We start from the raw sequence: 12,846 nt of genomic DNA, 5'->3' as shown, positions 1-12,846 counted from the left end.
TTCTATTTCGTCTATGCGTTTAAGTCTTTTGATATTCATATGTAGTATTTTCTTTTGTCACGGTCAGGATGATCTCAAAACAGGATATTTTGCCCACCCTCTTGATATTGAATCTGTTGTTTCGGGTACCTTTGGGGAACTCCGATCGAATCACTTCCATTCGGGGTTAGATCTTAAAACCAATGGTGAAGAAGGGCTGAATGTATACGCCAGCGCATCTGGAAGGGTGAGTAGAATAAAAGTTTCTCATGGTGGATATGGAAAAGCGCTTTACATTGCTCATCCCAATGGATATACCACGGTGTATGCCCATCTTCAAAAGTTTGCTCCCGAAATTGAAGCCTATGTAAAGAAAAGACAATATGACAAGGAATCTTATGAAATAGAACTCTTTCCAAAATCCGGTACCTTAACGGTAAAAAAAGGAGATACTATTGCCTATAGTGGTAATACAGGAGGAAGCTCAGGACCTCATTTACATTTTGAAATAAGAGATAGCAGATCCAGACCAATGAATCCTATGCTTTTTGGAATAGACGCTCAAGACACCAAAAGACCTATTATCAATAGTCTTTGGGTATATAGCTTAGAGAAAAATTCTCATGTAAATGGAGCGCAACTCCCCTACAGACTTACACTTACCCCACAAGAGAATGGAAACTACAAAGCAGAGCCAATTACAGCTTTAGGAGAAATTGGGTTTGGGGTTTCTACCATTGATAAACTGGATCTAGCAGCTAATAGAAATGGTGTTTTTGAGATTACTACCGCCATTAATGGTCAAGAAAATCTTAAATTTCAAATGAACCGATTTTCATTTTCTGAAACTCGTTATGTGAATCGATTAATAGATTACGAACACTATAAAAAACACCGTTCTAGGATCAGTAAATTGTATGTCGAACCCAATAATCCATTATCCGTTTACAAAAAGAAAGATAACAACGGTATTTTGACCATAAAAGATAGTCTCTCATATAGTTATTTGATTGAGATTAAAGATTTCAAAAACAATAGCACTACCATTGAGGTGCCTATACAAGGAAAAAAAGAAAATCAGATCAAAATAAAAGAAACCATCGAAACTCCTGATCTTGCGTTGGCTAATCAAAACTTTACTTATACTTCAGGTTTATTTGATTTGCTAATTCCAAAAGGAAGTCTCTATGAAGATACTTATCTCGATATATCGGTTAGTGGAGAAACTGCCAAAATTCATAATGATCAGACTCCATTACATAAAAATATGACCTTGGCATTTGATGTGTCGAGATACAAGGATGAGGATCTAAAGAAAATGTACATCGGAAGAGTTATCAGCGATAAAAAACACTCCTACTCCAGAACCTATAAAAAAGGCAAACGTTTTTCTACACGTACCAGAACATTTGGTACCTATTCGCTTTTTTCGGATACGCAAAAGCCGGTCATTGTTCCGATCAATGTGGCAAGTAAAAAGTGGATCTCGAACGCAACACATTTAAAAATTAAAATCAATGACTCTGGATCCGGGGTAAAAAGCTATCGTGGTACACTGAATGGAAAGTTTATTTTGATGGAGTACGACTACAAAACCGGAATGCTGATTTATGATTTTAACGACAAAATTGTTACAGATTCAGAAAATAATTTTAAACTTGTAGTGTTAGATAATGTAGGAAATCGAGCCACATTTGAAACCACATTTTATAGAAAACCTTAAAACCAACTCACTTTTTTGAAAAATCGCTTACTCTTTCTCTTCACCTTTTTTACTCTTTTCATAAGCAGTAGTACGGTTGCACAAAAGGCACTGTTGAAAGGTATCATACTTGACGAAAATAACACACCAGTACAAGGAGCAAATATCAGTTTTGAAAATTCTGGTACACAATCCGATCAAAACGGAGTATATGAGCTAAGCATTCCCGCCAATAAGGAGGTAACAATTAAAGTTTCTCATATTGCACTTAAAAGTTTAGAATTCACTATTAATCTTGAAGAAAATCAGGAATATGAATTGAATCCGGTTCTAAAAACCAACGTTGAACAAATAAGCACTGTAGTCATATCGGGTCGAGAACGAAAAACAGTAGAAGGAATTACTACTTTAGACCCAGAAACCATCCGTACTACACCATCAGCTAATGCGGGTGTAGAAGCATTGTTAAAAAGTCTTCCCGGCGTGAGTTCAAATAATGAACTAAGTACACAATATGCAGTACGAGGAGGTAATTTTGATGAAAATTTGGTGTATATCAATGAAATTGAAGTATACCGTCCTTTTCTAATCCGATCCGGGCAACAGGAAGGTCTCAGTTTTGTAAATAGTGATTTGGTGCGCAATGTAGATTTTTCTGCAGGAGGGTTCCAGGCAAAATATGGGGATAAACTTTCTTCCGTTCTGGATATCACGTACAAAAGACCCACCCGAGCAAATGCCACTGCTAACTTGAGTCTACTTGGAGGAAGTGTAGCCGCAGGAGCTATTTCAAAAAACAAAAAACTATCCGGTATGGTGGGTGTGCGATATAGAGACAATCGACTATTAGTGGATGCCCGAAATACCGAAACTAATTTTCAACCATTATTTGCAGATATACAAACGTATTTATCGTACAACATTTCCAACACTTTTGAACTGGGATTCTTAGGGAATTTAGCCATCAATAAGTACGATTACGAGCCCATAACTGAGCAAATCAACTTTGGGACCTTACAAACCGTTCAGGCCTTAAGAGTAAATTATCAAGGTCAGGAAGAAGATCGTTATGACACTTATTTTGGAGCTTTAAAGGGAACTTACAAACCCAACGAGAACCTAACACTAAGATTTATAGGATCTGCATATCAAACACAAGAGCAAGAACATTTTGATATTTTGGCATCTTACGCCCTGGGAACGGTTAATACTGATATCGGAAGTGAAGATTTGGGAGAAATAGAGTTTGCCGAAGGTATCGGTTCTCAGCTCACTCATGCGCGAAACGATCTTGATGCACTCATATTTAATGCAGAGCATCGCGGAACTTATAAAAAAGACCAACACCAATTTGATTGGGGGATAAAATATACGCACGAAGACATCAAAGACCGTTTACAAGAATTCGAAATTGTGGACTCTGCTGGCTTTGCCATAAGACCACCGTTTAATGACTTTGTCAACGATCAGCCTTTTACTCCTTTTGCAAGTCCAATTGTACCTTTTACCAGTGTAAGAGCGATCAACGAGACCAAAGTAGATAGAATTTCGGGATATGCTCAATATAGCATCCGCTCCACGATCAAGGATAATGAAATTTGGGCAAATATTGGTGTTCGTACACACAACTGGAATATCTTCGGAGCTACAGTTAGTAGTTCAGACTCACAAATTGTCGTTAGCCCAAGAGCACAATTCGCAATTAAGCCCAATTGGGAAGCGGATATGCTTTTTAGAGTTTCTGGTGGGTTCTATCATCAACCTCCATTCTACAGGGAATTAAGAGATTCTCTCGGAGTGGTGCGACCTGAAGTAAAAGCGCAACAATCCATCCATGTGGTGTTGGGTAACGATTATAGTTTTAAGCTATGGAATCGTCCATTCAAATTAACATCAGAAGTGTTTTACAAAAAGCTAACTGACGTAAATCCATACACCATAGAAAATGTAAGAATTCGTTATCGAGCAAGAAACAACGCCGAAGCTTATGCTGCTGGAGCAGATGTTCGTTTAAACGGAGAATTTGTTCCCGGTACAGAAAGCTGGGTAAGTATTGGATATTTAAAAACCGAAGAGAATATTGATAATCGAGGGTATATCTCCAGACCTACGGATCAACGTCTGAAAGTCGGAATTCTGTTGCAGGATTATGTCCCTTCAATACCAAGTTTAAAAGGATATCTCAACCTTGTTTACCAGACTGGTGTACCTGGTGGATCACCAAGTTTTGCAGACCCATACGAATTTCAATCAAGACTACGAGATTATCGCCGTGCTGATCTGGGAGTATCCTATGTTGTGGTTGATGCTAACAAGCGTTTAAAAGAAGGAAACTTCTTCAATACATTCAGAGAACTAAGTCTTGGTGTAGAGATCTATAATATTTTTGATAATCAAAACTCGATTACCAATACTTTTGTAAGAGATGCTTCGAGTCAACGACAGTTTGCAGTTCCTAACTTCTTAACACCACGAGTATTTAATGTAAGAATGGGGATGAAATTCTAGTCTTCAATAAATTTCTTTAGCACACCTACCACATAATCCACTTCTTCTTTTGTATTGTATTTTGAAAATGAAAAACGGACAGAAGGCTTTTGTAGATCTTCATCAGTTAATATTTCTGAAAGCACATGAGACCCTTTGCTACTTCCACTTTGACAAGCACTTCCCTTAGAACACGCGATACCATTGATATCCAAATGAAATAACAAAATCCCTGCTTTTTCCAAAGGAACAGGCAAGCATACATTAATTAGCGTATAGGTACTATGATCAGGTTGACAACACTTTGCATTAAACTTTACGCCTTCTATTTCTTGCTTTAGAGTATCCACAAAGTATTGTTTCAGATCCTGGATATATGTTTTTTCTTCGGTAAGATGTTCAAAAGCTAATTTCAGCGCTTCATCCATACCGGCAATATTATGAACACTTTCAGTACCTGCTCTGTAACCGCGCTCTTGTTCTCCTCCAAAAATTAGAGGCTTCAAACCAGAATTCTTTCGAATGTAGGCAAACCCTACTCCTTTTGGACCATGAAATTTATGTGCACTCACTGCTGTAAAATCTACATGAAGCTCTGCCAAATTCACTTCCAAATGACCAATGGATTGCACCATATCACTATGAAAAAGAGCATCGTGCTCTTTGCATAACTCCCCAACTCTTTGAATATCCAGAATAGTTCCTACCTCATTATTCACATGCATTAAACTAACCAAAGTTTTTTCGGTAGTCTGCTGTAAAAGAGACGTTAGATGATCGTAGTCAACACTTCCATCTTCTTTGATCTCTACATAACTCACTCTAATACCGCTTCTAGATTCGATTTCCTGAACAGTATGCAACACCGCATGATGTTCTATCTTTGAAGTAATTATATGGTGCACTCCCAAATCACGAACAGCACTATTTAGCGCCAAATTGTCCGCCTCCGTACCTCCAGAGGTAAAAATGATCTCGGAAGCTTTCACCCCCAAATATCCAGCAATATTTTTACGAGCTTGCTCGATATGATTCTTGGCAGAACGTCCAAATCCATGCGTAGAAGAAGGATTTCCAAAATCTTCTTCTAATACTGCTATCATTTTTTGTATGACTTCTGGTCTTACCCTTGTGGTTGCGGCACTATCAAAATAAACTTTTTGCATGAAAATCAATTGATTAGTTGTTTATTCTAGAATACTGAAAAAAACTATAAAAATTCCTTTAACATTTTAAGAAATCCATAATTTTTAGCACTACAAAACTACTCAAATAAAATTATTTTCAGCAAGACACGTTATAATCTTTCAATTCCTTTACTTTTGTCAAAAATCATGACTAAAATAACCGTGAATATTTACTTTTATTAACATCGATAATTAAAATAACAGTGAACATTTACTTTTTTTAATCGTCTTTAGTTGTGTAAATGTTTTAAAAGTAAATATCACTAGTGTATATATCTATGAAAAGATTTGTTTTTCTTCTTTTTATAACCCTATTATGGTCCTGTGATGATGGTGATATCATCATTACAAGTTTCGAATTTGACGATGTTGACCTTCAATTGTGTAGTGGAGCTGCAGAAAATGAGTTTGTTTTCTTTAAAATCAATCAGGGGGTTAACGAGGCGATATCTTTCAATTTTGTAAATGCTGATTTTTCTGAAACAGAAGTAACCACAATGCCTATTTTGATCAATTTGAATGACGCAAACAGCAGCTTAATCTACAGACAGTTTAATATTGCTATTACTGCTGATTATTATTGTTCTAACATCCCCCCTGGTGATGTTATTGTTGTCGAAGAAATGGTAGGTATTGCAGGAACCGCTGCTATTGAAACTCTTATAACGTTGGAGGATGATAATGATGGAATCCCCGCAGAAGATGAGGATTTAAATGGAAACGGGGACTTCGATGATGACGATACAGATGGAGACGGCATCCCTAATTATTTGGATCAGGATGATGACAATGATAATATTTTAACCAGTGAGGAATTGGCAAACAGTATTCCTGATAATGATGATCCAAGGGATACTGATGAAGATGGAATCCCAGATTATTTGGAAGAAGACGATGATAATGATGGAATCTTAACTCGAAATGAAGACGCAGACCAAAATGGTAACCCAAGAGATGATCGTGCTGCACCCGGAGAGTTACCTTTTTATTTGGATCCAGCGTCGACAAATACTGAAGTAATCGTTGCCCCTTCAAAAGACAACACTGTTCAAACCACATTTACCACTACTGTAAACATTACAGGAATACAGTTTGATGGAAATAACGGGAATTTTCAAGACGATAATTTCTCATTTGGATCTAGAGAAACAACCATTTCTATTACCACAGAATTGTAAAACAAGTATATGAAGTTTAGAATTTATTGCCTATTAATAGCTATCACTTTTATAGTAGGATGTAGTGAAGGAGATGTGATCGAAGACAATTTCGATTTTACTGCTGCCATAGAAAACTGTTCTAATGGAGATGACTTTGTTTTTTTTAAGGTAGACCCTTCCATCAATCAGGCGTTATCTTTAAGTTTCACTAGTACTACTTTTGAATTGAATACTGTCCCTACAGATCTCACTTTCTCAGTAACCTTAAACAGTACGACCAACATTTTAGTCTACAGACAGTTTGATACCAGTATTGATGGGAACACATATTTTTGTAGTAGTGTTCCTCCCGCTAATATACAAGTGACACAAGAATTGATAAGTTCAAATGGTACAGCTACTATTACCTATACAGAGCTAAGTCAAACAGATACTGATATTACTTATACACGATCTATTGTACTTGAAAATATTACCTTAGGTGGTGTAGATATTGAAGTAAGACAGGAACGAATCAATTTTGGTTCTGATGAAATTACTATTCCCAAGTAGATGATTTAGGATTTTGAAGAATATATACCTCCATGGCTCCCAAGCCATATTTTCGATAATTCGCATCTGAGATCCTTACATTGTCATATCTTCCAAAAAGGTATTTTAATTCCTCTTTTAAAACTCCTTGCCCTACTCCATGAATGAATACAATTTTAGGAATCCGTTTCTGAATCGCAAAATCCAGCTGTCGCTTTGCGGTATCCAATTGTAAAGTAACCATATCATGGTTAGTCATTCCTTTTGTGGACTTTATGAGTTTATCGATATGCAGATCGACTTCCATAGGAGGCAAATGCCTTTCTTTGGGTTTGATACTACTCTTTCTTTTTGGTTTTTTCTTAAAAATCTCTTTATCTTGAAGATTCTCATGCACTTCTTCATATGAAGGAATGATCATTTCCTGAGATTCAATCTTAACCACTTCGCTTTTCAAAAAAGTCATATCAAAACCGTCATCAGATGCAATAGTAACTTCTGAAGCATTTACTCCTATAACCTTACCAGTAATAGGTTCATCTAAAACAGATACGGTATCTCCAATTTTTATCATTCTTCTTCTTCCAAATATTCTTCCTGTTGTATTTCGGCTTTTGATGACAATTTTGCATTTACCATAAACACCCCTAACATCAACAAAACAACTCCAATACTCTGTATATAATAATTCTTTTGTGCGGAGGCAATTTCACTTATGAGTGCAATTGCTCCGGTAAGAATAAGCAACAAACTTATAACTCTTTTTAACTTAGCTGTAATCATATTGCAAAAATATCAAATAATAGATTTTTGTGAAGGTTTATAGGACAAATAACATAATTATGTATATTGCAGTAAACAATAAAACCTTTTCTATTGGAAAAATACATGCTTCCTTGCCTTAATAAAAAGATTTTTGGGGTTGATTGTATGGGCTGTGGCATGCAGAGATCAATAGCTCTTTTATTCAAAGGTGAGTTTGCAGCAGCGTTTCATATGTATCCTGCTATTTATCCTCTTTTATTATTACTTATTTTTTTAGGATTTAACTTATTTGTTAAGTTTAGATATGATCAGGTTATCAAAGCTGGTCTCATGATTACTACCATACTTACTATGATTATAAGTTATGTAATCAAAATGAAAATTATTTTTTAACTAATCAATTAATAAATATTATGGAAAAACAGACGTTACCCAATTCCACCCTGATTTTAGTATTTGGTATTCTATCTATAGTGGGATGCTGTTGTTACGGATTCGGAATTATTTTTGCTATTATCGCAATCGTTATGGCGAAAAAAGCAACTGCTTTATATAATGAAAATCCAGAATTGTATACGGGTTATCAAAATGTAAAAACTGGTAAGATTTTAGCGATCATTGGTTTAATCGTTAGTGCTCTTTACCTAGCGTATGTAATTTTTATGTTTGCTACTGTAGGATACGATGGTATTCTAGAAATGCAACAAGAAATCATGAAAAACTACGGTGGTTAATCAAAAGGATTAATTCTACGTATTATCATAAAAAATCCCGCTTGATGCGGGATTTTGTTTTATGTAGATTGATCAGTTAAAATAGGCTTATACTATGCCTCTGCAGTAGTTGTAGAAGCTGTCACAGCAAGGTTATACACTACCAAACCAAATCCAATTTTATTGATTGCATCACCAATGTTGTATATAACATCCATTGCTAATCCTCCAAAAATTCCGTCATACCATCCAGGAGTTCCGGCCATATATCCTATAGGATAAATTGCCCAACCTACAAGAACGAACCAACACAGCGTCTTGTGTGCAGAAAGCACTGCTCCACCAGCTTCTTGTGCAAGTTTTTTGGCTTTTCCTAACCAAATGTCATATACGATTATGAAGTAAGCTATACCGGATATAAGTCCCCAAAGCCAAGCTTGATCTCTGTAGACAGCTTCTCCAAAGTATCCAGTGACTAACATCACTACAGATAAAATGATCAAACGCCACATTAACGACTTCTTGGCTCCTGCTACTTTTAGAATTAAGTAGAATTCTACACACATTAACGGTACTGTTAGAATCCAGTCCACATACCTAAAGAATGTAGGTGACGATCCATTATCGTACCAGTAGTCTCTCATGTACCAATAGTGAACTGCTGCAATAAATGTAATCAATCCAGAAATCAAAATAGAGGTCCTCCATTTTCTATCATAACTATTCATTGAGAAGAAAAAAAACACGGAAGCTGCCATCATGGCCATGCAACCTACAAAAAACGTAAATCCAACATAATCAGTATTGGATATTTCAGGGGTCATCGAAAGTAATAATTGTAAATTTTTCATAGTTATTATTTTGTTTAACTAAAATTAATAAAGATTAAACAAATTTTGTTTAACTTTAATAAAAATTTATTAAACAAAAATGAAAAATAAAGCTCACAAAATTAACTATCTGCAAAATTTCACCTTGATTGCTACGTTTTTCTCACTTTGGATAGCCACTTATTTCGAAAATGATATTGAAGATGTATTGGCTTACACATTGATCCTATCGTTGGGTATTTTGCATGGAACAAATGATATTAAACTAATTCAGAAAGCCAATAACATTAAAGGGCTAGGAGTTTTTTTTAATGTACTTATCCTCTACATAGGTTTTGTTCTTATAGGAATTGCCCTTTTCTATGTATTGCCTTTTCCTCTATTACTCATTTTTATTTTGTGTAGCGCATATCACTTTGGAGAACAGCATTGGCATGCTAAGCTGACAAATTTTAGTCTGACTTCAGATCTGTTTTATACGTTTTATGGGTTGACTATCTTTTTTCTTTTGTTCTTCACCAACTATCGCGAAGTAAATCCTATAATTCAAAATTTAACGGGAGTAGCTACAGAACCTACCTGGTTTCTATATATCCTTCTCTTTTGTGCTACTTCTTTTATTGGTTTAGGAATTCGTTTGTTTTTGATAAAGACTCTTAGGATAGAAGTTGTGCAAGAGCTATTTTTTCTTTTGGTCTTTTACATTGTCTTCCATACTGCTTCTTTACTTTGGGCTTTTGCGATATACTTCATTTTTTGGCATAGTATTCCTTCTTTAGCCGATCAAGTAGTTTTTTTGTATGGAACGCACAAAAAAAAGGATTTCATTAAATACTTGAAATCCTCTTTTATATACTGGATGGTAACAATTTTGGGTTTGTTACTCTTATATTGGGTATTAAGGAATGAAGATAAGCTGTTTCTATCTATATTCTTTACCTTAATAGCCGCTATTACCTTTCCTCATGTTTGGGTAATGAATAAACTCAATAAACGGTAGTTTATTCGAACGCTTTTAAAGTTTTTGTGATAATTGCTACACACTCTAACAATTGTTCTTTGTTCATTACCAGTGGTGGTGCAAAACGAATGATATTACCATGGGTTGGTTTTGCCAGAAGACCATTTTCTTTTAAAGCCACACAAATATTCCAGGCAGTGTCACTGTCTTCAGAATCATTAATTACAATAGCATTCAACAATCCTTTTCCGCGAACCAACTTAACAATATCAGAGTTCTCAATGTATTTGTTCATTTCTTCTCGAAATAAGGCTCCCAATTGAAATGCATTCTCTGCAAGCTCATCATCTCTTACGACCTCTAAAGCAGCCATAGCCACTGCGGCAGCGATTGGATTTCCACCAAAAGTACTACCATGACTTCCTGGAGTGATCACTTTCATGATATCATCATTAGCCAAAACAGCAGATACTGGATATGCTCCACCACTTAATGCTTTACCTAAGATTAGAATATCGGGTTTTACCTGAGGAGTTCCCGAGCAATTTTTATCCTGACAAGAACAGTTTCCACAAGTAGCCAGCAATCTTCCCGTTCTGGCAATACCAGTTTGAACTTCATCGGCAATAAATAACACATTGTGTTTCTCACATAATGCCTTTGCTTTTTCTAGGTAATCTTCAGATGGCACATAAACTCCTGCTTCACCTTGTATAGGCTCTACCAAAAATCCTGCTACATTTTTGTTATTAGACAACGCATCTTCCAACGCAGTAAGATTATCATATTCTATTTTAATAAAACCTTGGGTGTAAGGTCCAAAATTCTTTCTTGCTACCGGATCATTAGAGAATGATATGATGGTTGTGGTTCTTCCATGAAAATTGTTTTCACAAACGATAATCTGAGCATCGTTTTCAGCAATGCCTTTCTCTTGGTACGCCCATCTTCTACATACCTTAAGCGCTGTTTCTACAGCTTCTGCTCCAGTATTCATAGGAAGGAGTTTGTCAAATCCAAAATAATCTGTGGCAAATTTTTCGTATTCACCAAGTTTATCATTGTAAAATGCTCTAGAGGTAAGTGTTAAGGTCTTTGCCTGACTTGTCATTGCATCCACAATCTTTGGATGACAATGTCCTTGGTTTACCGCAGAATACGCACTAAGAAAATCATAGTATTTGTTTCCTTCTACGTCCCAAACATACACTCCTTCTCCCTTACTCAAAACCACGGGTAGCGGATGGTAATTATGAGCTCCATACTTGTTCTCTAAATCAATTGCTTGTTGCGAAGTTAAATTTTCTAAAACAGCCATTTTTAATAATTTAAATTGATAAAATAACCATTCCTTCTGTACCTTTATCCTTTCGAAAAGAATCGAAAATTCAGCGTGGGAGAGAAATCATCCCTAAAAGTGCCACAAAATACTAAATCTTTATCGAATTATTAATTTTAACCCCGATTACAGGCTTGTTTTTTTTAAATCTAAATAGAGGATCCTAAATTTTACGAATACCGCATTATGAAGACACTTTACTAGCTAATGAAGATACTTGAAGTTCTAATCTTTTCAACTCTCTTAGCAACGCATTTTTATCGATTTGCATCCATGAATACAGCTTCAACATTGATGTGATCATTGCACAGAAAAAACCTGCTCCAACCCATCTGATCAACTCATTAGTATCATCGGTATTGAACAACTGAATAATACAGTAAACAAAAAGACCAAATACGATTACATTCACAATACTCATCATAATCATGATCCATCGGTTTTTGGTAGTGTACAATCCACCAATCATTTCAAAAATGTTTTGCTCATCTAACTCGTCATAGAACTTTGCTTCTTCTTCATTCAACGTTTCTTTGATCAACCTATCAATATCCTTTATCTCATTTTTCATAATTCTTATTTTTTAAAATTAATTTTAATTGTTCTCTGGCCGTAAATAGCCTAGATTTTACAGTTCCAACAGAAACCTGGACGATATCGCTTATTTCTTTTACACTGTATTCTTCTACATAAAAAAGTCGAAGAACGATTTGTTGCTTTTCTGGTAGTTCTTTTATTGCTTTTCTTAAAAGAACCACCGTCTCTTCTCTATTTGTAATTTCAGCAGTGATTTTCTCATTATTTTGTTGATGTTGAAATTCCTTTTTAAAGTCAGACGTTTTTTTATGCTTTCTTTGCCAATCAATCGCCTTACGGGTAACTATGGTCAAAGCCCAGCTCCCAAAAGTATTTGGGTTCTTTAGTTCATTAATTTTCTGAAGAATTTTTGTCCAACTTTCCTGAACGATATCCTTAGAAATTTCTTCATTCTTGGTATACCAGCAAGCGTGTCGATATAATCGTGAGTTCCATCTTTTAATTAATAAGGTAGCTGCTTTATCATTTCCGGATTGACATTGCAACACCAATAAAGCATCAAAGATTTTATGTGTCTGTTTTGAACTCATCTCTATAGAATAGACGAAGAAAAAGTAATTAGGTTCATTTCTTTTGTAAGATATCCTGAATATTT

At 35.5% G+C, this 12,846-nt stretch carries 14 protein-coding genes; 7 read left to right on the top strand and 7 right to left on the bottom strand.

The annotated features are described in order from the left end of the window. The first annotated feature begins 13 nt into the window (after positions 1 to 13). Positions 14 to 1,702: a M23 family metallopeptidase gene (locus ACXAGJ_RS22655; RefSeq protein ID WP_474843205.1), complete on the top strand. Its 1,689-nt coding sequence runs from the start codon at positions 14 to 16 to the stop codon at positions 1,700 to 1,702. Positions 1,703 to 1,717: 15 nt separating this feature from the next. Continuing rightward, positions 1,718 to 4,189 (top strand): TonB-dependent receptor, encoded by a 2,472-nt coding sequence (locus ACXAGJ_RS22650; RefSeq protein ID WP_474843204.1) that lies wholly within the window; start codon positions 1,718 to 1,720, stop codon positions 4,187 to 4,189. Here the strand turns inward: ACXAGJ_RS22650 and ACXAGJ_RS22645 are convergent. Then, positions 4,186 to 5,334 carry a cysteine desulfurase family protein gene (locus ACXAGJ_RS22645; protein ID WP_474843202.1) on the bottom strand — a complete coding sequence of 383 codons (1,149 nt, stop codon included), beginning with the start codon at positions 5,332 to 5,334 and terminating at the stop codon, positions 4,186 to 4,188. The two genes, ACXAGJ_RS22650 and ACXAGJ_RS22645, sit on opposite strands and share 4 nt — an antisense overlap. Before the next feature lie 299 nt (positions 5,335 to 5,633). Here ACXAGJ_RS22645 and ACXAGJ_RS22640 point away from each other — a divergent pair, with 299 nt between their 5' ends. Both ACXAGJ_RS22640 and ACXAGJ_RS22635 read left to right on the top strand, forming a co-directional pair. Further along, a complete protein-coding gene (locus tag ACXAGJ_RS22640; protein WP_474843200.1) occupies positions 5,634 to 6,533 on the top strand; it encodes a hypothetical protein in 900 nt (299 codons plus the stop codon). 9 nt (positions 6,534 to 6,542) lie between these two features. Continuing rightward, positions 6,543 to 7,067, top strand: coding sequence for a hypothetical protein (locus ACXAGJ_RS22635; protein WP_474843198.1), 525 nt, complete (start codon positions 6,543 to 6,545; stop codon positions 7,065 to 7,067). On the opposite strand, the gene ACXAGJ_RS22630 is transcribed toward ACXAGJ_RS22635, so the two are convergent. Then, positions 7,054 to 7,620: a Smr/MutS family protein gene (locus ACXAGJ_RS22630; RefSeq protein WP_474843196.1), complete on the bottom strand. Its 567-nt coding sequence runs from the start codon at positions 7,618 to 7,620 to the stop codon at positions 7,054 to 7,056. The two genes, ACXAGJ_RS22635 and ACXAGJ_RS22630, sit on opposite strands and share 14 nt — an antisense overlap. After that, the gene (locus ACXAGJ_RS22625) at positions 7,617 to 7,829 is read right to left on the bottom strand and encodes a hypothetical protein (RefSeq protein ID WP_474843194.1); all 213 of its coding nucleotides are present in this window, start codon (positions 7,827 to 7,829) and stop codon (positions 7,617 to 7,619) included. The genes ACXAGJ_RS22630 and ACXAGJ_RS22625 overlap by 4 nt, the downstream gene beginning before the upstream one ends. Positions 7,830 to 7,922: 93 nt before the next feature. On the opposite strand from ACXAGJ_RS22625, the gene ACXAGJ_RS22620 reads away from it, so the two are divergent. Both ACXAGJ_RS22620 and ACXAGJ_RS22615 read left to right on the top strand, forming a co-directional pair. Beyond that, positions 7,923 to 8,204: a DUF2752 domain-containing protein gene (locus ACXAGJ_RS22620; RefSeq protein WP_474843192.1), complete on the top strand. Its 282-nt coding sequence runs from the start codon at positions 7,923 to 7,925 to the stop codon at positions 8,202 to 8,204. A 20-nt stretch (positions 8,205 to 8,224) separates the two neighbouring features. Continuing rightward, positions 8,225 to 8,545, top strand: coding sequence for a CCC motif membrane protein (locus ACXAGJ_RS22615; protein ID WP_474843190.1), 321 nt, complete (start codon positions 8,225 to 8,227; stop codon positions 8,543 to 8,545). Between the two features lie 92 nt (positions 8,546 to 8,637). Here the strand turns inward: ACXAGJ_RS22615 and ACXAGJ_RS22610 are convergent, their stop codons facing one another. Next, entirely contained in the window at positions 8,638 to 9,375 is a 738-nt protein-coding gene (locus tag ACXAGJ_RS22610; RefSeq protein WP_474843188.1) for a bacteriorhodopsin-like, read from the bottom strand. 79 nt (positions 9,376 to 9,454) lie between these two features. Here ACXAGJ_RS22610 and ACXAGJ_RS22605 point away from each other — a divergent pair, with 79 nt between their 5' ends. Next, positions 9,455 to 10,354, top strand: coding sequence for a Brp/Blh family beta-carotene 15,15'-dioxygenase (locus tag ACXAGJ_RS22605; protein WP_474843186.1), 900 nt, complete (start codon positions 9,455 to 9,457; stop codon positions 10,352 to 10,354). A gap of 1 nt (position 10,355) precedes the next feature. On the opposite strand, the gene rocD is transcribed toward ACXAGJ_RS22605, so the two are convergent. From rocD to ACXAGJ_RS22590, 3 genes are all read right to left on the bottom strand, one after another. Then, positions 10,356 to 11,633 (bottom strand): ornithine--oxo-acid transaminase, encoded by a 1,278-nt coding sequence (gene rocD / locus ACXAGJ_RS22600; RefSeq protein ID WP_474843184.1) that lies wholly within the window; start codon positions 11,631 to 11,633, stop codon positions 10,356 to 10,358. Positions 11,634 to 11,838: 205 nt separating this feature from the next. Then, on the bottom strand, positions 11,839 to 12,225 hold the full coding sequence (locus tag ACXAGJ_RS22595; RefSeq protein ID WP_474843183.1) for a DUF6768 family protein: 387 nt from the start codon (positions 12,223 to 12,225) through the stop codon (positions 11,839 to 11,841). Next, complete coding sequence (locus tag ACXAGJ_RS22590; protein WP_474843181.1) at positions 12,215 to 12,781, bottom strand: RNA polymerase sigma factor; 567 nt, start codon at positions 12,779 to 12,781, stop codon at positions 12,215 to 12,217. Before ACXAGJ_RS22590 ends, ACXAGJ_RS22595 begins: the two co-directional genes overlap by 11 nt. Positions 12,782 to 12,846 lie beyond the last annotated feature (65 nt).

It is taken from the genome of Aquimarina sp. AWH4_224 (assembly GCF_056160245.1).
This window is presented reverse-complemented; position numbering and strand designations above follow the sequence as displayed.

Excerpts from the sequence above, each read along its gene's own strand:
- ACXAGJ_RS22655 (WP_474843205.1), top strand. The coding sequence starts at position 14 with ATGCGTTTAAGTCTTTTGATATTCATATGTAGTATTTTCTTTTGTCAC.
- ACXAGJ_RS22645 (WP_474843202.1), bottom strand. The coding sequence starts at position 5,334 with ATGCAAAAAGTTTATTTTGATAGTGCCGCAACCACAAGGGTAAGACCA.
- ACXAGJ_RS22640 (WP_474843200.1), top strand. The coding sequence starts at position 5,634 with ATGAAAAGATTTGTTTTTCTTCTTTTTATAACCCTATTATGGTCCTGT.
- ACXAGJ_RS22635 (WP_474843198.1), top strand. The coding sequence starts at position 6,543 with ATGAAGTTTAGAATTTATTGCCTATTAATAGCTATCACTTTTATAGTA.
- ACXAGJ_RS22630 (WP_474843196.1), bottom strand. The coding sequence starts at position 7,620 with ATGATAAAAATTGGAGATACCGTATCTGTTTTAGATGAACCTATTACT.
- ACXAGJ_RS22625 (WP_474843194.1), bottom strand. The coding sequence starts at position 7,829 with ATGATTACAGCTAAGTTAAAAAGAGTTATAAGTTTGTTGCTTATTCTT.
- ACXAGJ_RS22615 (WP_474843190.1), top strand. The coding sequence starts at position 8,225 with ATGGAAAAACAGACGTTACCCAATTCCACCCTGATTTTAGTATTTGGT.
- ACXAGJ_RS22610 (WP_474843188.1), bottom strand. The coding sequence starts at position 9,375 with ATGAAAAATTTACAATTATTACTTTCGATGACCCCTGAAATATCCAAT.
- ACXAGJ_RS22605 (WP_474843186.1), top strand. The coding sequence starts at position 9,455 with ATGAAAAATAAAGCTCACAAAATTAACTATCTGCAAAATTTCACCTTG.
- rocD (WP_474843184.1), bottom strand. The coding sequence starts at position 11,633 with ATGGCTGTTTTAGAAAATTTAACTTCGCAACAAGCAATTGATTTAGAG.
- ACXAGJ_RS22595 (WP_474843183.1), bottom strand. The coding sequence starts at position 12,225 with ATGAAAAATGAGATAAAGGATATTGATAGGTTGATCAAAGAAACGTTG.
- ACXAGJ_RS22590 (WP_474843181.1), bottom strand. The coding sequence starts at position 12,781 with ATGAGTTCAAAACAGACACATAAAATCTTTGATGCTTTATTGGTGTTG.